The sequence below is a fragment of the Bacteroides acidifaciens genome (genome assembly GCF_024623065.1).
GTDB classification, from domain to species: domain Bacteria; phylum Bacteroidota; class Bacteroidia; order Bacteroidales; family Bacteroidaceae; genus Bacteroides; species Bacteroides acidifaciens.
Genome location: NZ_JANJZR010000024.1, coordinates 38735 through 59356, shown reverse-complemented (window position 1 = coordinate 59356; position 20622 = coordinate 38735). Strand labels below are relative to the sequence as shown.

Below are 20622 nucleotides of genomic sequence, written 5' to 3'. Positions count from 1 at the left end.
AACAAAGCCCCAGCTTGTGAAAGTAGGGGCTTTGTGCATAAAAAAAGAAGGTGCGCATTTTGACACACCTTCTTTTTTTCGGTGGGGACTTTTTAGTCAGCCCCGCTGAAAGGGTTACGTAAAAAGACACCTTTGAGAACAACAAAGAAATGAACACTTACTTATTGGAAGCATTTTATCATGGAATATCCTATTTACAAATAAAGTCAAAACGTATCTGAAACTTTTGCCAAATATCAATCTTTATCTATAGAATCATCTATAGATAAAGGATTATGCCCTGAAATTGAGTATATTGATAAGGAAGGAAAGATTGACAATTCTGCTGAATTGACACAAATAAATAAAGTTCGTATTTCTGCAGCATTCTGCCAGTTTATTTGGATGCTTTGTTACGCTACCTATATCAAGGTTGAATCGGATATAATACATACAGAATATGAGCGTTTATCGGAGGAAGAAAGGTTGCAATTTGATTCTGAATTACAACAAAATACGATTTTTAACGCAATCCCCCAAGAATTACAACTGAGCCCATATTAGTGACCTTTTCGTGTCTTCGGTCACGGACAGTATATAAAGAAAAAACTCCTACAATACCTTGATATTGTAGGAGTTGTCTTTTCTTTGTCTGGTTTTGTTCAGCTTCCTTGTGATCCGCCTGGGGCTCGAACCCAGGACCCCAACATTAAAAGTGTTGTGCTCTACCTGCTGAGCTAGCGAATCAATCCTTATTTGCAAATCAGTTATTTCCTGATTGCGGGTGCAAAGGTAGTGACTTTTATTTAATCTGCAAGTATTTCGTAGAAAAAAGTTTCAATTATTTTTTCTCTATACCGCTTGTCTCTTGATTATCAGCGATTTCGGCTTCATCATATTTTATCTTTTCTTTGTTGATAATAAAGCGTTGATAATAGGAAAGCATCAAAGTGGTGAGAGGTAACGCGATGATCATTCCTAACATTCCCATTAAAGAACCCCAAATAGAAAGAGATAAAAGGATGATGGCAGGATTCAGCCCGGTAATTTTTCCCATGATTTTGGGGACGAGGAGAGTGTCTTGTATAATTTGTACGATGGCGAAGACTGCCAATGTGCATGCGATGATAATCCAGAAGTCCTGTCCCGTATCGGCAGCTTTGAGGATAGCTAATACGATGGCAGGGAGAAAACCGATAATTTGCAGGTAAGGAACCATGTTGAGAGCTCCGATGAAAAGTCCCAAGGCAATAGCCATCGGGAAGTCAATAATCAGGAAGCCTATGCTGAAAAGAATACCTACGCAGAATGCAACCAATGCCTGTCCACGGAAATATCTGTTCATACCGTCCTGCACGTCATAAACCAAGTTGGAAGCGAATTTGCGGTATTTATTGGGGAGCAGGTGTAGCCATCCTTCGGCTATGGCTTCATAATCCAGTAATATAAAGATTACATATAATAATATGATAAAGGAAGCAAAGATACTGAACAGGATATTGAGTGATTCTGCAAGCAAAGCCCACATTTTGGGTACAGTTTCTTTGATTGCGGCAAGGATATTCTCTTCACTCAGCATTTTGTTCAATGCTACCAAATCAAGATTCTCATGGACAAATTCGGAAAGTGTTTTGGGGACGTTATTGCCACCACCGTTTGTGAGGTAGCTTACTAATAAATCATTCATTCTGCCTATTTCGGAAACCATAGGCGGAACTAACAGATAGAATAATGCCACTCCCACAACAGTGATCAGAAACAATGCGCAAAAAATGGAAAGGATGCGGCTTTTCAGCTTTAGCCTGTATTGGAAGAACTTGACTAACGGATAAACCATATAGGCAATCAGCCAGGCGATAAAGAAAGGCAATAGCACTCCGCTCAGTCGTTCTACAAGCATTAATATTCCTACCACCATCACACATCCGATGGCACCACGTATAAAACTGTCGAATGTTATCTTCTTCCTTTCCATAGTTGTTTTCTGTTGAGTTTATACCTTTTGCCCGTCCTCTTCCAGCGCCTGGAGGTAGCATTGCCTACAAAGAGGCTCATACTCCGCTGTTTCACCTAGAAGGACTTGCTTGTCGTTCTTGACTGTACGATGTGAGAATGATGCCAGTTCTCCACATTTTACGCAGATGGCATGCACCTTGGATACTTCATCGGCTATGGCGCAGAGTTGTGGCATCGGGCCGAAAGGATTTCCTTTGAAGTCCATATCCAAACCTGCAACAATGACGCGAACTCCGTTATGGGCAAGCTGATTGCATACGTCTATCAGCCCGCTGTCGAAAAACTGTGCTTCGTCGATTCCTACCACATCTATCTCGGAAGTGAACAACAGGATACTTGCCGATGAATCAATAGGAGTGGAAGCGATGGAATGGCTGTCGTGTGAAACTACGTCCTCTTCCGAATAACGGGTGTCGATAGCCGGTTTGAATATCTCCACACGCTGACGTGCAAACTTAGCCCGTTTCATTCTGCGAATCAGCTCTTCTGTCTTTCCTGAGAACATAGAGCCGCAGATAACTTCAATTCTACCTCTTCTTTTAGTCTCCTGTATGTGGTCTTCTGAAAATAATACCATGTGATTTCGTGCTTTCTTGATTAAATAAATGACTGCACAAAGGTAAACAATTCAATGTGCAAGAACTGTTAAAATATCCATTATTTTAAGTTATTGCATAAATTATTCCTACATTCGCACCATATTAATAATAGATGAACATGAAACAGAAGCTATTAGCAGATATCGAATTGGATGTTCATGAGTTGAAGTATCTCATGGAGTCTTTTTCCAAAGAGCCGACTCAGACTCTGTCTGAACTGTTGAAGCGGAGTGTTGCGCGTATGCAGGGACGTCTGGATGAATTGTCGCAGGAAATAGATTCTGTTGATTTGTCTTCTTTGTCTTCTTTTGTCGTAGAAGAAACGGTAGTGAAAGAGGATGAGATTACCGCTCAGGAAAAGGATACATCTGTTATTATCCAATCTCCTGAACCTGTGATAGTAGAAGAACCCGTCATCGAAGAGGCCCCCGTCATTATAAAGAAGGAAGAACCCAAAAACGCCGTGTTGGGAGAAAGCATAAAGCTGGCTGCCGGCTTGCGCCATTCTATCAGCTTGAATGATTCTTTCCGTTTCTCACGCGAACTGTTTAAGGGGGATACTGATTTGATGAACCGTGTGATTGAGCAGATATCAGTTATGGGTTCATACAAGACTGCTGTCGCATTTCTTTCCTCGAAAGTTGAAATAGACGAAGAGAAAGAAGCGGTAGTTGACTTTTTGGAGTTATTAAAAAAGCATTTTAACCAATCAGCATAAACAAAAATATATGGGAAAGTTGTATGTAGTGCCTACGCCGGTAGGAAATCTTGAGGATATGACCTTTCGGGCTATCAAGGTTCTGAAAGAGGTCGACTTGATTCTGGCAGAGGATACGCGTACCTCCGGTATCTTGCTGAAACACTTTGAAATAAAGAATGCAATGCAATCTCACCACAAATTTAATGAACATAAAACGGTGGAAAGTGTTGTTAATAAAATAAGGGGCGGTGCATCGGTTGCGTTGATTTCGGATGCCGGAACGCCCGGGATTTCTGATCCCGGATTCCTGGTGGTTCGTGAGTGTGTACGTAATGGTATCGAAGTGCAATGCTTGCCGGGAGCAACGGCTTTTGTTCCGGCACTCGTAGCATCGGGATTGCCGAACGAGAAGTTTTGCTTCGAAGGATTTTTGCCCCAAAAGAAAGGACGTCAGACACGACTGAAGGCATTGGCAGAAGAACGCCGTACCATGGTGTTTTATGAATCGCCTCACCGTCTGTTGAAGACGTTGACACAGTTTGCCGAATATTTCGGTGCCGAACGTCAGGCAACCGTGTCGCGTGAAATATCCAAGCTCCATGAGGAGACGGTTCGCGGCAGCTTGACAGAACTGATAGAACACTTTACCGCCACCGAGCCACGGGGCGAGATTGTGATAATATTAGCAGGAATAGACGATTAAAATAATTTCATTAAAAACGTAAAACGTAAACGTATGAAAAAGTTAGCTGTTTTATTTGTATGCGCAGCCATGTTGGCTTCGTGTGATGGCTTTAAAGGTGGAAGTAAGGACCTGAAAGCTGAAAATGATTCTCTTTTGATGGAACTGAACCAACGCAATGCTGAATTGGATGATATGATGGGTACTTTCAATGAAGTTCAGGAAGGCTTCCGTAAGATCAGTGCTGCCGAAAGCCGTGTTGATTTGCAACGTGGAACCATCACTGAAAACTCTGCCAATGCCAAGCAACAGATTGCTTCTGATATCGAATTCATCTCTAAACAGATGGAAGAAAACAAGGCTCAGATTGCAAAATTGGAAGCTCAGTTGAAAAACAGTAAGTATAATTCTGCGCAGATGAAAAAAGCTGTAGCCGCTTTGACAGCAGAATTGAACGCTAAACAACAACGTATCGAGGAACTTCAGACAGAACTGGCTTCCAAGAATATCCGTATTCAGGAACTGGATGCTGCTGTCAGCGACTTGTCTGCTGCCAAAGAGACGTTGGTTGCAGAAAACGAAGCTAAAGCTAAAACCGTTGCCGAGCAGGAAAAGAGCCTGAATGCTGCCTGGTTTGTATTCGGTACTAAATCTGAATTGAAAGCTCAAAAGATTCTTCAAAGCGGAGATGTATTGAAGAGCGCTGATTTCAATAAAGATTATTTCACTCAAATCGATATTCGTACCACCAAAGAAATCAAGTTGTACTCTAAGCGTGCTGAGTTGTTGACTACTCATCCGACTGGTTCTTATGAATTGGTGAAAGATGACAAAGGCCAGTTGACATTGAAGATTACTAATCCTACTGAATTCTGGAGTGTGTCCAGATACTTGGTTATCCAGGTAAAATAAGGTAGATGTAGATATCCCTTTTTGAATTGCCAATGTGCTGATTCCTGGATTCGAGAAATTAGCACATTGGCTTTTCTGTTTCTTATATACACCCATAGCTACTGATGAAATATAAAAATCTGTTTTTTGATCTTGACGACACTATCTGGGCTTTCTCCCGCAATGCCCGTGACACTTTTGAAGAAGTATATCAGAAATATGCATTCGACCGTTACTTTGATTCGTTCGACCATTATTATACACTTTATCAGAAACGTAACACCGAACTTTGGATTGAGTACGGTGAAGGAAAGGTGACGAAAGATGAATTGAACCGTCAACGGTTCTTTTATCCTTTGCAGGCGGTAGGAGTGAAAGATGAGGTTTTAGCCGACCGGTTCTCGAAAGATTTCTTTGCCATTATTCCTACTAAAAGCGGTCTGATGCCCCACGCTAAGGAGGTGTTGGAGTATCTTGTTCCTAAATACAACTTGTATATCCTTTCTAACGGCTTTCGTGAACTGCAATCGCATAAGATGCGTTCGGCAGGCGTGGATGGCTATTTCAAGAAGGTGATTCTTTCGGAAGACCTCGGAGTGTTGAAGCCCCGCCCCGAAATCTTTAATTTTGCCCTGTCCGCCACTCAATCCGAGATGCGCGAATCGTTGATGATTGGTGATAGCTGGGAAGCGGATATTACCGGAGCGCACGGGATAGGGATGCATCAAGCCTTCTACAACGTGACGGAACGGGCTGCTTTCCCTTTTCTTCCCACTTATCACATTCATTCTCTGAAAGAATTAATGAATTTATTATAAGTTTTCTGGATTAAGTCGTATTTTTGTTGCGTTTAATAAATGTATAAAAATACGATATAATCATGGATAGTGCACTTCTGCCATTTGCTTTACTTTGCTTCACCTCGTTTTTTACGTTGACCAATCCTTTGGGAACAATGCCTGTCTTCCTTACTATGACTCACGGGATGACAGAAAAAGAGCGTCAGTCTATCGTTCGTCGTGCCACTATTGTGTCGTTTATCACAATAATGGTTTTCGTCTTTGCCGGTCAGTTTCTTTTTAAGTTCTTCGGTATTTCTACCAACGGATTCCGTATAGCCGGAGGAGTGATTATCTTCAAGATAGGTTTCGATATGCTCCAAGCCCGTTATACGCCGATGAAACTGAAAGATGAGGAAATCAAAACGTATGCGGATGATATCTCTATTACTCCGCTTGGCATACCTATGTTGTGTGGACCCGGTGCGATTGCCAACGCTATCGTATTGATGCAGGATGCCCATTCTTATGAAATGAAAGGGATACTGATAGGCACTATTGCATTAATTTATCTGCTGACTTTCTTTATTCTTCGGGCTTCCACGAAGTTGGTGAATGTCTTGGGTGAGACGGGCAATAATGTGATGATGCGTCTCATGGGATTGATTCTGATGGTGATTGCGGTAGAATGTTTCGTGAGCGGGGTGAAGCCGATATTGGTGGATATTGTGAGAGAGGGGATGCTTCCTAGATGACTTGCTGGTCGTCTACTTTGTTTTCATATTCGGAAGGAACTTCATATTTATAGCTAATTGCGTTTGTGTGATGAGTCCGACAAGCACTGCTGTCTCTGCCTGGGCTTCGGAGATTACAAATTCTTTCATTCTTTTCTTCTAATGTATATATAATAATGTGAGCGCAAATATAATAAAGAATATGGAGCTTATGATTGAGTTCCTTTATTTTCGTCAACCACAAGCCCCATATTCTAAGGAAGAGTCTCTTCCGAACCGGATGTTAATATCCCGGATTCTGCTTGATATTCGGATTAGCGTCTATTTCCGCTTGCGGAATAGGCATTATTGTACGGTAATCGTTCCAGTTCACTGTAATCAAATCATTGCCATTCAAAAAATGTCCCGTTCCCTGACGCTTGATTTCTGATCCTTGACGCAATATGTCATACAAACGATGTCCTTCCAATACCAACTCTTTACGACGTTCTTTAGCTACCAAATCCAATGTTGCAGCAATTTTTTCAACACCCGGATGAGCACGGTCTTTAATGGCATGCAGATAGTCGTTAGCCAAAGTTTGATCGGGCGACGTTTTTTTCAAAGCAGCCTCGGCACCAATCAGGTAAATATCCGACAGGCGAATCACCCGAACATTGTTAATCGTTACCGCACCACGTCCCGGATATTTATTGATTGTACGTTTTGTTCCATTCTTATCTTCAATCAACAAACCAAGACGCACGTCGTCCGGATCCTCATTCAACAGATCGATAAATGTTTGTGTAGCAACCACTGCACCATATTCACTTGGGCTGACAACAGCTCCCCACAATTCGCGGCTACCGGAATACATCGTAGATGACAATGCCAAATCAAAAATCGATTCATCATTTTCCTCTTGTCCCCATACTTCCAGATATTTGTCATGGTCAATCAATTTATACGGACCATTCTCTACTACATCCTTGGCATATGAATAAGCTGCTTCATAATCACCCTTATACAAATTGACACGCGCCAGCAAAGCTTTTACGCCCCATTTGTTCAGATGACCATAGTTTTTCTCTTCACTGATCCAGTTCAACGCTTCTGTCAAATCGTCCAAAACAGCTTTATATCCCTCTGCTACTGTAGAACGACTTGGCAAATCAACTGCATTCAACACCTCTTTCACAACAGGTACACCCAGCGAAGCTCCATTGTCTTTCAAATAGGGAGTACCATACGTAATAATCAGATTGAAATGCGCCAAGGCTCTAATAGCCAACGCCTCGCCTTTTGAGTTCTTCACTACATCATTCATCTGGACTTCGCCTTTATCAATAGCCTCCAAAAGCACATTTACTCTATTGATAACGGTATAAGGAGGATACCACAAATCTTGCGGAGCGTTATTCTGACGGTCAGTAAAACGATAATAATTCTCTGTACGGTCGCCCACTTTATTTGTCTGAGCGTCCTCTCCGCCCACCTCTGCACGAGCCAGAAAGTCTGTGCCATAATAATAATTAGACTCTACGGCAATCAATCCGGCATACGCACCGTTCAATGCTGTTTTTGTATCTTCCGGAGTACTGATTGCTCCATCACTCACCAAAGAATCAGTAGGCAAAGTCGTTAGATAATCGCTGCACGATGATAGCATCATCAAGCTGGCGAAAAGAACTCCCCCTATATTTTTATATCTATTGATTGTTTTCATCATATTCTGTTTTTATTAAAATCCGATTTCAATACCAAATGTCACACTTTTCAGATTCGGGAAAGCGAAAGTGGGAATACCGTTTATCGACAATTCCGGATCTACATTCTTATAAGAGGTCAAAGTCAGAAGGTTGCTTCCTGAAACAAACAAACGAACATTCTCCATTTGCACACGACGCACCCACTGTGCAGGAAGTGTGTATGACAAGCTCATGCTCTTCAGACGCAGATAATTCAAGTCTTTCATGAAACGAGAACTTCCATAGTTTCCATACTCGTAGTTGTTGATACGTCTCGGAACACTTGTCACATCGCCCGGTTTCTGCCATCTGTCAAGCTGGTCGACAGAAGAGTTGTAATAAATCACATAACCGTCGGTATCCGTAAAACTAGTTCTCATGGTATCGAACACTTTACCACCCAACGAGAAGTTAAACAGCATATTCAGTTCCAAGCCTTTCCAAGACACGGTGTTTCTCCAACCTCCGGTCAGTTTCGGATCCGGCTTACCAATTATTACGCGCTGAGCCTGAGCCGGATTCTTAGTCAAGTCCTTGTTAAGGGTTCCATCTTCATTTTTCGTGTTCAACACCCATTGTTCTTCACCGGTTTCGGGATCAACTCCCGCCCATTCGCGGCTCCACCATGAATAATAGGATTCACCTTCGCGGATGATGCTTGTACCATCAATAATATCTTTTCCACCATACAGTTTTGATACCTTGTTTGAGTTGTGTGAAAGAGCCAGACCTGTATTCCATCTCACTTGTGAGTGCTTGAACACATCCACATTGATATCAAGTTCCACACCTCGGTTAGTCATCTCTCCTACATTCTTCAACATATTCTTGAAGCCAACAACCATTGAAGTCGGTACATTTTGCAACAAGTCGCTCGTTTTACGGCTATAATAGTCAAAGCTAACATTCAAGCGGTCGAACAACGTAGCGTCAAAACCAATATTGAAGTTCTTATTCTTCTCCCATGACAAGTCAGGGTTAGGTACAGATTGCGGTGCCGAACCTGGTATGTCTTGATAATTGTAGCCGTACCCATACAGACTCAAATGACCATACAAATCACTCGGCAATGTTCCGTTTATACCGTAAGACGCTCTCACCTTCAAGTCGTTAATCTGCGTGATTCCCTTCATAAACTCCTCCTGCGTCAATCTCCAAGCTGCTGACACTGACCAGAAGTTAGCCCAACGGCTGTTTGCTCCCAAACGTGAACTACCGTCTCTACGGAAATTTACCGAAGCGTAATACTTATTGTCATAATCATAATTGACACGTGACAATAAAGAAAGCAAATGATCTTCAGTATAGTAAGAAGACCCCTCCTGCGGAGTAGCCGCATTGATCGACTCAGGCAGTTTGTCATGAGGATATCCTGAAGATGTTGCAAAAACATACTCCGTACGACGGTCGTCTACATCCCAGCCTACCAATGCATCCAAATTGTGCTTTTGCGCAAATGTCTTCACATAATTCAACGTAGTAGATGAATAGACATTATGCTGTTGCACCGGATAGTTGGCCCTCAATCCGTTGTTCATCGAGCCGTTATTAGAGTTCAAGGGCCAATACGTGATAGAGTTGTTGTTCAGATAATCATAATTGACGCTTTCCTTCAATGTCAATCCGTCAATAATCTGATAAGAAGCCCATAAGTTGTTGGTGCTTCTGAACACTCTCGATTCATTCTTATCCAAACTGATGTCTTCTACCGGATGGGTGTGAGGGAAGATTTGCTGCAAGAATGGATGCGTATAATAATTACCCTCATCATCATAAATCGGCATATTCGGTGTACATACGTAATTGATCAGAAAGAAAGGATTAGAATAGGCAGTCCCCTCGCTTGCTACAGAAGAATTCTGTTTGGACAAAGAGATATTAGCTCCCATCTGCCACTTATTATCAGCAGAGCGGTGAACGGCATTGATACGTCCCATAAAACCATCTAATGAAGATGTTCTAGACTTGCCTTCCTCTTTCTTATAGGCTAATGAAGCAAAGAATGAATTGCGCTCGTCTCCACCCTGTGCCGAAAATTCATAATTTTGGCTTGAACCATGTTTGCGGAAGAAAGCATCTTCCCAATCCACATCATATTTAGAATCAGCATAGAAACCAGCCATCTCCTCTGCGTACGCTTTCGCTTCCGCATCGGAAGCCGGACCGTTATAGTTACCATCATTGTCAGGAATACCATAAATAGTAGCCTCATTATAGCATGCCTCATACGTTAACTCATGGCGTTGTTTTCCGTTCACACTCTTACGATTCTTCATAGCCCAATCCGAGAATCCCCAATTCGCCTTGAAATTAACACGTGTTTTTCCGGCTTTACCATGCTTCGTGGTAATCAGGATAACACCGTTTGCCGCACGCGAACCATATAATGAAGCAGCTGCCGCATCTTTCAACACTGTAATATTTTCAATATCACTCGGGTTGATAGACGACATTACGTTAAATGCCTTCGAATCGTTTGACACGGCAGAGATTGCAATGTCTCCCGAGACAACAGGCACACCGTCAATCACATACAACGGTTCGTTCGAAGCGTTCATAGAACCCGTACCACGTACACGAATCTGCAATCCCGCTCCCGGCTGTCCGCTGGTAGAATTGATCGTCAGTCCCGGAGTCGTTCCAGAAAGAGCCTGTTCAAAAGATGTTACAGGAATATCTTTCAGGGCCTGGTCGCCCTTAATGGAAGAAGCAGCACCTGTAAATGACGCTTTTTTTGTAGTACCATAAGCTACAACCATCACCTCATCCAATTTCTGAGCATCCGACTTTAACACCACTTTCAAAGTAGACTTTATAGCCACTTCTTGTGTTTGCATACCGATATACGAAATCTGCAAAGTCTTTGCAGAACTAAATATATTCATAATAAGTTGATTAGTAAACAAATGCGTAGGTAGTGTTTGCTTCCCATAGTAAATATTATATTATTTCTATCATTCAGATTATCAATGTATTGATGACTTGTCAAACACTCAAAACGAGTGATTTATGCTACCGTATTTCTATCAGTATTAAAAAGCAACTTGCTTTATATCAATATACTATACCTTTTATTAACGTAAATGCAGATGATATATATTGCCATATTTTATAATCAGTAGCAGTTTCACAGATTTGAATTGTATACCATAATTACTCTATGCAGTTGTTATAAGTATGCTCATTAATGAATCTAAAAAACATATTAAATGATTTTCTGCATCATTGTGAATGAAGTATTCTCTGAATGACAGTTACTTCTCCTGTAAACCATTAATAGAAAAATTCCTTTTGATTAAGAGTAAACTTGTTTTTGTCCGATAGTAAACTTCTTTTCTGTTATTTGCATACTTAAAATGCAAGTTTCATTTTTATAAATGCAAGCTTTGTTTATAAAAACGGAACCTTTGTTTTTATAAATGCAAGTTGCGTTTATAGATTAGAAATCATAAAAAGGAACTTTGCTATTAAGCAAACAGAAGTTTAGCCTTAATCAAAAGGAACTTTTCTATTAATAGACTGCACGATAGGTAATGTAATAATGTACAATGAAAGCAAGTTTCCATGAAAAAATATAAATTAAAGGAAGAGATTAGAGTACATACATATATATTAAGCAGCTATTCAATCAAGACCGAAATACAATGAGAAATGAATCTGAAAACTATGAGAAATAACTAAAATAAAAGCCTTTTTACGATGAAAACTATGAGAAATGTCGATTTATAAAACATTTCTCATTAGTTATTATTTTCATTATCTGCTACTTATATTCATGTTATGAGAATATGAGAAATGAAAACGCCAAAACGATTTCAGGTAGAGGCAGAATAAATTGCTATTGTTTATTGTGGAGCTTTGATGAGGCCGTTTTCTCAAGATCACGCACCACTGTAATATCCATTATATTTGCATAGACTTGTGTAGTCTTCACACTTTTGTGCCCTAATAGCTTTTGTACCGTAGTAATATTGGCACCACTATATAATAATAAGGTAGCATTTGTATGCCGGGCAGTGTGGAATGATACACGTTTATCAATTTTCGCCAAGCCTGCCAACAGATTCAATTCTTTGTTGATATTAGAATTGTCTTTTAACTTAAAGAAGCTGTCAAGATCATCTTCATAGTGTTGCAATATCTCGATTCCTTTGCCTTCAAATAATAAATATAAAGGAAGGCGTACCTCAATACCAGTTTTAACAGACTTGTATATAATCCAGGTTTCCTGATGGAATTCAATAATATTTGCGGAGGTCAGACTGATGAAATCAGAATATCGTAATCCTGCGTAACAACAAAATAAAAAAGCATCTTTTGTTTTTTGCAATCTCGTATATCTTCCTGTCAACTGCAAATTCTCAAATCTGTATAACTCTTCCGGGGCTAAGTGCGTATGGCTTCCCTCTATGCTTTTAATTTTATACTTTCTAAAAGCATACTTTTGTATATCCATATACTCTTTATTTATAGCAACATTAACGTATCGTTTCAGGTGCTTCATGTGCTTGGCGATAGTATTAAGATGATAACTTTTAGACTGTAGGTAATTATCAAATGAGGATACAAATTCAAATGTCAAATCGGTAAATAATACCTCTTTTTTGAAGCCCTGAAGTAATTCAAGCGTGGAAAGGTGATTTTGACGGGTACTCTCTTTTAAAGAAGAATTAGCTATCTCATCTTTAAAAAAAATCAAAAATGACCTTTCGTTGCTGAGAGGTTTATCAATAGAATTTCTTAATAAATCTAACGATATGGTCTTTCCCTGTTGCCATAGTCCAAGTTCAGTTTGCTCAATAGCTGCTATATTTTCATATAACATACGATTCAAAACATTCGCATTGGGATGATTTTTCACCATTTTTCGTTTGGCATCCCACTGTTCCGGTTTGAGATATATTTTGGTGGAGAAATACATCTTTTTCCTGTTCAGATAGGCTTCTACCTGAACTAATGCCATTCCTCTTTTATTCAATCTCTTCTTTCTATTAAACACAAGGTTGTAACTGATCTTTTCCATACTTTCTTTTTTAATTAATAATAGAATAAATTAGACGTAATTCTGTGCTATCTCTGAGGCGAATAAGCATTAATATCTCTAAAAAAATAAGTCTTTCAATAACATAGTATTCACAAAACTTTAAATTAAATGCTACTTTTTTATTCGCTTTTCCACGAAAAAAGCAAAAAGAATAGCTTTTAAAGGAGTTTTATGACTAAAAACGAATAAAATAAATATTAAAAGATACATTTTGCTTATGCAAATTGTTAGTTATTGTTTTAACAAACAACACTTTTAAGAACGAAAAATATGCTTATAAGCATAAATATTGCTTATTAAATAGCAAAATGTTACATTTACAACTTTTTTTCATTAAATATAGTGGTTGGTTTTAGTTTTATTAATATATTTGCAAATTGTTAGAGTAAAGATACAAATAATGTAAAGTTAAACTTTAAGAGAGAATTTATGAAAAGAAAATTGATGCTGTTATTGGCATGCCTTTTTGTGGGCATAGGTCTAGTAACTGCCCAAACTCAAAAGGTCACAGGCGTTGTGATTTCTGAAGAAGACGGGCAGCCAGTTGTTGGCGCTTCTGTGTTAGTAAAAGGTACCACTCAAGGTACAATCACAGATGTAGATGGTAATTTTAATTTATCGAATGTACCAAGTTCTGCAAAGACTTTGCAGATTTCGTATATCGGTATGCAGACGCAAGAAGTGGTTATTAAGCCTAAAATGAAGGTGGTTCTTAAATCGGATGCACAGCTAATAGACGAGGTGATGGTGGTAGCATATGGTACCACTAAAAAGGAGTCATTTACAGGTTCGGCAGAGGTCATTAAGTCGGAAAAACTGAAAGAAAGGCCAATAGCAAATGTAACGAAGGCATTAGATGGTATGATAGCCGGCGTGCAAACCACTTCCGGCTCCGGACAGCCCGGGTCGGGTGCTTCAGTGGTGGTTCGTGGTTATGGTTCCATTAATTCTTCACAAGCGCCTTTGTATGTTGTTGACGGAGTACCTTATGACGGTAATATTTCAGCAATTAATCCTAATGATATTGAAACTATGACAGTGCTGAAAGACGCCTCTGCGGGAGCTCTCTATGGTTCTCGTGGTGCCAATGGTGTAATTATGATTACAACAAAGAAAGGAGACTCCGGCAAAGTTAGAGTAAATTTGAAAGCCAATTGGGGCGTTTCGTCACGTGCTATTCCTCGTTATGAAACGATGAATGAAGCAGGATATTTAGAAACTGTCTTCCAATCATACAAGAATAATCAAATTATAAATAATGGACTTTCTCCTGAAATTGCAGGAAATGCAGCATTAGAAGCCATGAAAAGTGGTGCTACTGCAATGTTGGGTAAGGATGAACAATATAATCCATTCAATTACGGTATTGCGGAATTGATAGATCCTATTACAGGAAAAGTTCGCAGCGATGCAAAATTAAAGTATAGTGAAGATTGGATGGACGAAGCTATGAAATCCAATCCATTGCGTCAAGAATATGTTGCGTCCTTCAGTGGTGGCAATGATAAGACTAAATATATGTTCTCTTTAGGCTATTTAGATGAAGAAGGACTGTTGAAAACCACAAAATTCAATCGTTATAACGGACGATTAAATATTGATTCTGAAGTGACTAATTGGCTGAAAGCCGGAATGAGTGCCAACTATTCTCGCAATGAAAGCAATACTGCCGTAGAAAATTCATCCGGTTCGTCCAATGTCTGGTTCTCGGCACAGTTAATGGCACCGATATTCCCCGTTTATGAAAAAGACGCTGATGGTGCTACTATATACGACAATTTAGGTAATGCTGTTTTTGACTATGGCAAGAACAGACCGGCCGGTGCAAACTCAGAATGGAATACGATCGCAACCCTATATGATGACAAATACTCCACACAAAGTGATAATCTCAGCGGACGTGTATATGCCGAATTGGGTGATTTGAAAAATACATTCTTGGAAGGCTTAAAGTTTTCTGTAAATTACGGTTTTGATTTAATAAATTCAGCAGGAGCAACTTACTATAATCCATACAATGGTAACTCTGTTGCGGTTAAAGGTTCTCTGCAAAAAGCGACAGCTCGCACTTTCAGTTATACTTTCAATCAGTTATTGACGTATGATCGTAAGTTTGGCAATCACCATTTTGAGGCTTTAGTCGGACATGAATTCTATAAATATAGATATGATTACTTATCAGCAACCAAAACAGGATTTCCATTTGGCGGACTTTATGAATTAGATGCGGCGACCAACATAACCGGAGCATCCTCCTATCAGCATAATTATGCCGTACAATCCGTCTTGTCACGATTGAATTATGATTTCGCTGATAAATACTATTTGTCGGCAAGTTTCCGTACCGATGGATCTTCTCGTTTTTATGAGGACAATAGATGGGGTAAATTTTGGTCTGTTGGCGGTAACTGGCGTATTTCTCATGAAGAATTCATGAGCGATATTAGTTGGATTAATAATCTTTCTCTAAAAGCCAGTTATGGTCTTCAGGGAAATGATGCAATATTAGATGGCACGAAACAAAATTTCTATGCTTGGCAATCTTTCTATGATTTAGGATATGCAAATTCTTCTATGAGTGGCGCTGCCGTGACCTCCTTAGAGAACAAGGGCTTGAAATGGGAAAAGAATGCAAATCTGAATATCGGTATCGAAGCTAAATTATTTGACCGTTTTTCTGCCACTATAGAGTGGTATCAACGTAAGACAACAGACATGCTGATGTCGTTCCCGATGGCATCCTCACTTGGTTTTGACGGGTATAACAAAAATGTAGGAAGTATGCGCAACACAGGTGTTGATGTTACATTGGGAGTTGATATATTTAAAAATACGCCATTTACATGGAGTCTGACCCTGATTGGTTCAACTATTAAAAATAAAGTATTGCAATTAGCCGACAAGCCTGAGATAATTTCCGGCTCTTATATTATTCGTGAAGGTGAAACTTTAAATTCATTCTACACTGCCACTGCCGCAGGAGTTGACCCTGCAACCGGAGAACAGTTGTATTGGGCTTGGGACACAGACGAGAATGGCTCTAAGGGACAAAAATACATCACCAATGATATGGCGAAAGCAACTGCTTGTAAGGAAATTCAAGGCAGCCGTATTCCAGACCTGTATGGCTCTATTGGCAACACTTTTAAATATAAAGATTTTGATTTAAGCATATTATGTACATATTCCATAGGCGGTAAAGTGTTGGATGGTGTTTATGATACATTACTGTACGGCAACTATATCGGCCAGGCAAAAAGCAAAATGTTGGAACGTGCATGGAAAAAGCCCGGAGATCTCACCGACATTCCTCGTATTGAAATAGGAAAAAGCTACATCATTACTGACAACAGCCTAATCAATGCCTCCTATTTTGCTATTAAAAATATAGCATTAGGATATACTTTGCCTTCAAAATGGATGAAATCTATAGGATTTGAGTCGGCACGTTTAACCGCAACAGCAGACAATGTAGTGCTGTTTAATCATTTGAAAGGTATGGACCCTCAATACAATTTTACCGGAGGAACAAATTTTGGCTATGTACCTGTAAGAACAGTTTCATTGGGAATTGACATTACATTTTAAATAAATATAGATCAAACAGTAAAAAGATGAAAAAATTATTATATATATTCTCTTTGATTGGCATCCTTTCATTTAGCTCATGCGCTGATGAATTAAATACCGAACCGACTGATAAAGTTTCCGGTTCTACAATATTTGCAGATGCCAGTAGTGCGGAAACTGCCATCAATGGCGTATATCGTATGTTGTATGTGGCGGGATGGAGTGAGAAGTGGGGAGCTGAAAATTGTGGGCAAACAGCTATTAACCTGTTGGGAGATTTAATGGCTGAAGATCACTTGATGAAGGAACAAGGTCAAGGATGGTTTTATGAAGATTATAGATTGAATGTACATGGCGATTATTCCAGCAAATCGGGACGTTCTTATTCTATCTGGAATTTTTATTATACATTAATTAGCAATGTTAATTATATCATTGCTTCCGAGACTTCGATGGGAGGAGACCCCGAACTTAAGAATAGTGTTGTCGGTCAGGCCTATGCCATGCGTGCTTATGCCTATTTCTATCTGATCCAACTCTATCAACAAACTTATAAGGGACATGAAACAGCACCGGGAGTACCTTTATATACGACACCGACTGTAGCCGGTTCGGAAGGAAGCCCGCGCGGTACAGTGCAAGATGTATATACACAAATAAATAGTGATATAAATAAAGCTATTGATTTGCTTGGCAATCTGAATGATAAAGAACAGACACATGTATCGCATGTGGATTATTATGTTGCCAATGGCATTAAAGCCCGTATTTGCCTTGTACAGCATGACTATGCCAATGCAGCCTCCGCAGCAGCCGAAGCATTGAAGAAGCCATCTTTAAAAGTTGCGACTATAGCCGAATTAGGAGGGAACAACAGTGTGAAAGTAGCAGATGTGTTATGGGGAATGGAGATTATAGCCGATCAATCAAGTGGCTTTGCTAGTTTCTTCTCACACATGGATGCCGATGCTCCGGGAATGTATGCTTCTAAAGCCCGCCAATGCATTAGTACGGGATTATATGCACTAATACCCGATACGGACGAACGCAAAACCGCTTGGTTCCGTGGTGTCATTCCTGCTGAGGAGGAAAAATCGTCTTCTTCTTATACAAGTTATTGCCAAACAAAGTTCAAGATGGCAGATTACACCACACGTACCGGTGATTACCTGCTAATGAGAGCAGAAGAAATGATTTTAATAAAAGCTGAAGCAGAATGCCATCAGGACAAGTACGATGACGCGCGTGCAACAATAAAGACTTTAGGCAATCAAAGAGATAGCGGATTTGAAAACCGTTTATCTGCCCGTACGGATGCCAAGACTTACAACTCGAATACAAACGCGCCTCTACAGACATTGATGGATGAAATCTTATTTCAACGCCGTGTTGAACTTTGGGGAGAAGCAGGCCGTATCTTCGATTTGCAACGTTTAGGTTTAGGATACAATCGTAATTATGAAGGATCTAACCATACGGAAAAGGTAACCACAAAGAATACAGAGGCTTCTTCTCCGCTATTTATTCTTCCTTTGCCACAGTCGGAAATTGATGGTAATGAGCATATAGATTCTTCTGATCAGAATCCTATAGTTCAGTAAATTAGTAATTTATTTAATGAAAGCAAATATGAAAATATATTTAATCAACATTTGTGCAGCCATAACCCTTTGCCTGGCAGCCTTGACCTCTTGCAATACAGATGCGGAAGGTACAATATATGACATAAACGGGGAAGAACTTGCCTTTGCTTCCACTCAGATGAATGTGGAAGTAACGGCGGCAGACAATGGTATTATCAGAGTCCCTGTATATCGGGGTAACACCAGTACGGAAAGTACCGCAAATATTAGTATGGATGAAGCCACAATAGCCGAAGGTATTTTCTCTTTAAATAACCCAGCCGTTACTTTTGCTAAAGGTGAAGCAGTTGGATATGTAGAACTTGGATTTGGCGAGATAAATAATTTGGGTGCCACCGAGAAATACGAAATTGTATTGACTATAGATAATGAAGATCAATTATCCCCTTCACAATTAGGGAAAATAAAAGTGTTGGCTCAAAGGAAGTTGACTTGGGAAAGTATCGGCACCGGAACTTATACTTCTGAATTATTTGATGATTCATGGCCGCAGCCTATTGAAAAGGCAATAGAAGGAAATATCTACAGGTTACCAGACTGTATAGTAGAAGGATATCCGTTAGTCTTCTCATTAAGTGATGACAAGCAAGAATTGATAGCTTGGGATCCTCAGCCTACTGGTTATGACGGGACGAATTATGGCATGTTGTACTTTACTGCAGAAGGTATGGAGCGTCAAGGAAACGTGCTGTCTTTCCCGATGCGGGGAGTAGTGTCATATAATGGCGGATGGGGAGTGCTTTATCAAGGATTTACGGAAACATTGGAGATGCCGGAAGGATTCTGATTATTGAGGCAATTAGATAACATGTAATTTGAAATGGCATGTAAAATGAAGTTCGGCTTCATTTTTACATGTCATTTTCTATTTCGTCTGTTTTTATTTTAGCTTTCTTTTTGGTAGCTTCCATTAAAATTATCTATATTTGTTGCCGCGAACCAACGATACATAATATATATAATAAGGTGTAGAAACTATGGCTATGAAAGAATTTGTAATCTCCGAAGCCCAGACAGAAACAGCAGTGCTTGTCGGACTCATCACACAAACGCAGGATGAGCGCAAGACGAACGAGTATCTGGATGAACTGGCTTTCCTTGCCGAGACGGCTGGGGCGGAAGTAGTGAAACGGTTTACGCAGAAATTGCCGACAGCTCATTCAGTGACATATGTCGGAAAGGGAAAGCTGGAAGAAATCAGACAATATATTCGTAATGAAGAGGAAGAAGAACGTGAAGTAGGAATGGTCATCTTTGATGATGAACTTTCTGCGAAACAGATTCGTAATATTGAAGCCGAACTGAAAGTGAAGATACTGGACCGTACTTCACTGATTCTTGATATATTTGCCATGCGTGCGCAGACAGCCAATGCGAAGACGCAGGTGGAGCTTGCGCAATATAAATATATGTTGCCGCGTTTGCAGCGACTCTGGACTCACTTGGAACGCCAGGGAGGTGGTTCCGGTGCAGGTGGCGGTAAAGGTTCCGTAGGACTTCGTGGTCCGGGTGAAACACAGCTCGAGATGGACCGCCGTATCATCCTGAATCGTATGTCGTTGCTGAAAGAACGCCTGGCGGAAATTGATAAACAAAAAGCTACCCAACGCAAGAACCGCGGACGTATGATACGTGTCGCACTGGTTGGTTATACCAACGTGGGAAAATCAACCATGATGAATCTTCTCTCCAAGAGCGAAGTCTTTGCGGAAAACAAACTGTTCGCTACGTTGGACACTACCGTACGTAAAGTGATTATTGAAAATCTACCGTTCTTGTTGTCGGATACGGTAGGATTTATCCGTAAGTTGCCTACCGATTTGGTTGATTCCTTCAAATCTACCTTGGATGAAGTGCGCGAAGCAGATTTGCTGGTGCATGTAGTCGATATTTCCCACCCCGGATTTGAGGAACAGATTGAGGTAGTGAATAAGACACTGGCAGAGATTGGTGGCAGTGGCAAACCTGTGATACTTGTATTTAATAAAATAGACGCTTACACCTACGTGGAGAAAGCGCCGGACGACCTTACCCCCCGAACAAAGGAAAACTTAACACTCGAAGAACTGATGAAGACGTGGATGGCAAAGATGGAGGACAACTGCCTCTTTATTTCCGCCCGCGAACGAATCAATATGGACGAACTGAAAAATGTAGTTTATCAGCGAGTGAAAGAATTACACGTTCAGAAATATCCCTATAACGATTTTCTTTATCAGACCTACGAAGAGGAGGTGGAATAATTAATCAATGTGCTG

Annotated in this window: 14 protein-coding genes and 1 tRNA gene; 9 read left to right on the top strand and 6 right to left on the bottom strand. The window is 40.2% G+C overall.

Annotation, left to right across the window (positions count from 1 at the left end):
* Positions 1-653 precede the first annotated feature (653 nt).
* From NSB03_RS09450 to NSB03_RS09440, 3 genes are all read right to left on the bottom strand, one after another.
* Positions 654-726, bottom strand: a tRNA-Lys gene (locus NSB03_RS09450).
* Positions 727-820: 94 nt separating this feature from the next.
* A complete protein-coding gene (locus NSB03_RS09445; protein ID WP_024986944.1) occupies positions 821-1954 on the bottom strand; it encodes an AI-2E family transporter in 1134 nt (377 codons plus the stop codon).
* 18 nt (positions 1955-1972) lie between these two features.
* Positions 1973-2572, bottom strand: a complete 600-nt coding sequence (locus NSB03_RS09440) for a thymidine kinase (RefSeq protein WP_024986943.1) — start codon at positions 2570-2572, stop codon at positions 1973-1975.
* A 140-nt stretch (positions 2573-2712) separates the two neighbouring features.
* Here NSB03_RS09440 and NSB03_RS09435 point away from each other — a divergent pair, with 140 nt between their 5' ends.
* The 5 genes from NSB03_RS09435 to NSB03_RS09415 all read left to right on the top strand — a co-directional run bounded on the left by NSB03_RS09435 (position 2713) and on the right by NSB03_RS09415 (position 6401).
* Positions 2713-3312, top strand: coding sequence for a DUF8457 domain-containing protein (locus tag NSB03_RS09435; protein WP_257466352.1), 600 nt, complete (start codon positions 2713-2715; stop codon positions 3310-3312).
* A 10-nt stretch (positions 3313-3322) separates the two neighbouring features.
* Entirely contained in the window at positions 3323-3997 is a 675-nt protein-coding gene (rsmI, locus tag NSB03_RS09430; protein WP_024986942.1) for a 16S rRNA (cytidine(1402)-2'-O)-methyltransferase, read from the top strand.
* A 33-nt stretch (positions 3998-4030) separates the two neighbouring features.
* On the top strand, positions 4031-4888 hold the full coding sequence (locus NSB03_RS09425) for a Cbp1 family collagen-binding glycoprotein adhesin (protein WP_024986941.1): 858 nt from the start codon (positions 4031-4033) through the stop codon (positions 4886-4888).
* Between the two features lie 104 nt (positions 4889-4992).
* Entirely contained in the window at positions 4993-5685 is a 693-nt protein-coding gene (locus NSB03_RS09420; RefSeq protein ID WP_024986940.1) for a YjjG family noncanonical pyrimidine nucleotidase, read from the top strand.
* Positions 5686-5747: 62 nt separating this feature from the next.
* Positions 5748-6401, top strand: coding sequence for a MarC family protein (locus NSB03_RS09415; protein ID WP_024986939.1), 654 nt, complete (start codon positions 5748-5750; stop codon positions 6399-6401).
* 262 nt (positions 6402-6663) lie between these two features.
* Here NSB03_RS09415 and NSB03_RS09410 read toward each other — a convergent pair whose 3' ends face one another.
* The 3 genes from NSB03_RS09410 to NSB03_RS09400 form a co-directional block, all read right to left on the bottom strand.
* Positions 6664-8088 (bottom strand): RagB/SusD family nutrient uptake outer membrane protein, encoded by a 1425-nt coding sequence (locus tag NSB03_RS09410; protein WP_024986938.1) that lies wholly within the window; start codon positions 8086-8088, stop codon positions 6664-6666.
* A gap of 12 nt (positions 8089-8100) precedes the next feature.
* Entirely contained in the window at positions 8101-10992 is a 2892-nt protein-coding gene (locus NSB03_RS09405; RefSeq protein WP_162223648.1) for a SusC/RagA family TonB-linked outer membrane protein, read from the bottom strand.
* Between the two features lie 953 nt (positions 10993-11945).
* Positions 11946-13130 carry a site-specific integrase gene (locus NSB03_RS09400; protein ID WP_024986937.1) on the bottom strand — a complete coding sequence of 395 codons (1185 nt, stop codon included), beginning with the start codon at positions 13128-13130 and terminating at the stop codon, positions 11946-11948.
* Positions 13131-13580: 450 nt separating this feature from the next.
* Here NSB03_RS09400 and NSB03_RS09395 point away from each other — a divergent pair, with 450 nt between their 5' ends.
* The 4 genes from NSB03_RS09395 to hflX all read left to right on the top strand — a co-directional run bounded on the left by NSB03_RS09395 (position 13581) and on the right by hflX (position 20607).
* The gene (locus tag NSB03_RS09395; protein ID WP_257466351.1) at positions 13581-16739 is read left to right on the top strand and encodes a SusC/RagA family TonB-linked outer membrane protein; all 3159 of its coding nucleotides are present in this window, start codon (positions 13581-13583) and stop codon (positions 16737-16739) included.
* 26 nt (positions 16740-16765) lie between these two features.
* A complete protein-coding gene (locus NSB03_RS09390) occupies positions 16766-18322 on the top strand; it encodes a RagB/SusD family nutrient uptake outer membrane protein (RefSeq protein WP_024986936.1) in 1557 nt (518 codons plus the stop codon).
* A gap of 28 nt (positions 18323-18350) precedes the next feature.
* On the top strand, positions 18351-19151 hold the full coding sequence (locus NSB03_RS09385) for a hypothetical protein (protein ID WP_024986935.1): 801 nt from the start codon (positions 18351-18353) through the stop codon (positions 19149-19151).
* A 196-nt stretch (positions 19152-19347) separates the two neighbouring features.
* A complete protein-coding gene (gene hflX / locus NSB03_RS09380) occupies positions 19348-20607 on the top strand; it encodes a GTPase HflX (RefSeq protein ID WP_024986934.1) in 1260 nt (419 codons plus the stop codon).
* The last annotated feature ends 15 nt before the right edge of the window (positions 20608-20622 follow it).

Excerpts from the sequence above, each read along its gene's own strand:
- NSB03_RS09445 (WP_024986944.1), bottom strand. The coding sequence starts at position 1,954 with ATGGAAAGGAAGAAGATAACATTCGACAGTTTTATACGTGGTGCCATC.
- NSB03_RS09440 (WP_024986943.1), bottom strand. The coding sequence starts at position 2,572 with ATGGTATTATTTTCAGAAGACCACATACAGGAGACTAAAAGAAGAGGT.
- NSB03_RS09435 (WP_257466352.1), top strand. The coding sequence starts at position 2,713 with ATGAAACAGAAGCTATTAGCAGATATCGAATTGGATGTTCATGAGTTG.
- rsmI (WP_024986942.1), top strand. The coding sequence starts at position 3,323 with ATGGGAAAGTTGTATGTAGTGCCTACGCCGGTAGGAAATCTTGAGGAT.
- NSB03_RS09425 (WP_024986941.1), top strand. The coding sequence starts at position 4,031 with ATGAAAAAGTTAGCTGTTTTATTTGTATGCGCAGCCATGTTGGCTTCG.
- NSB03_RS09420 (WP_024986940.1), top strand. The coding sequence starts at position 4,993 with ATGAAATATAAAAATCTGTTTTTTGATCTTGACGACACTATCTGGGCT.
- NSB03_RS09415 (WP_024986939.1), top strand. The coding sequence starts at position 5,748 with ATGGATAGTGCACTTCTGCCATTTGCTTTACTTTGCTTCACCTCGTTT.
- NSB03_RS09410 (WP_024986938.1), bottom strand. The coding sequence starts at position 8,088 with ATGATGAAAACAATCAATAGATATAAAAATATAGGGGGAGTTCTTTTC.
- NSB03_RS09405 (WP_162223648.1), bottom strand. The coding sequence starts at position 10,992 with ATGAATATATTTAGTTCTGCAAAGACTTTGCAGATTTCGTATATCGGT.
- NSB03_RS09400 (WP_024986937.1), bottom strand. The coding sequence starts at position 13,130 with ATGGAAAAGATCAGTTACAACCTTGTGTTTAATAGAAAGAAGAGATTG.
- NSB03_RS09395 (WP_257466351.1), top strand. The coding sequence starts at position 13,581 with ATGAAAAGAAAATTGATGCTGTTATTGGCATGCCTTTTTGTGGGCATA.
- NSB03_RS09390 (WP_024986936.1), top strand. The coding sequence starts at position 16,766 with ATGAAAAAATTATTATATATATTCTCTTTGATTGGCATCCTTTCATTT.
- NSB03_RS09385 (WP_024986935.1), top strand. The coding sequence starts at position 18,351 with ATGAAAATATATTTAATCAACATTTGTGCAGCCATAACCCTTTGCCTG.
- hflX (WP_024986934.1), top strand. The coding sequence starts at position 19,348 with ATGAAAGAATTTGTAATCTCCGAAGCCCAGACAGAAACAGCAGTGCTT.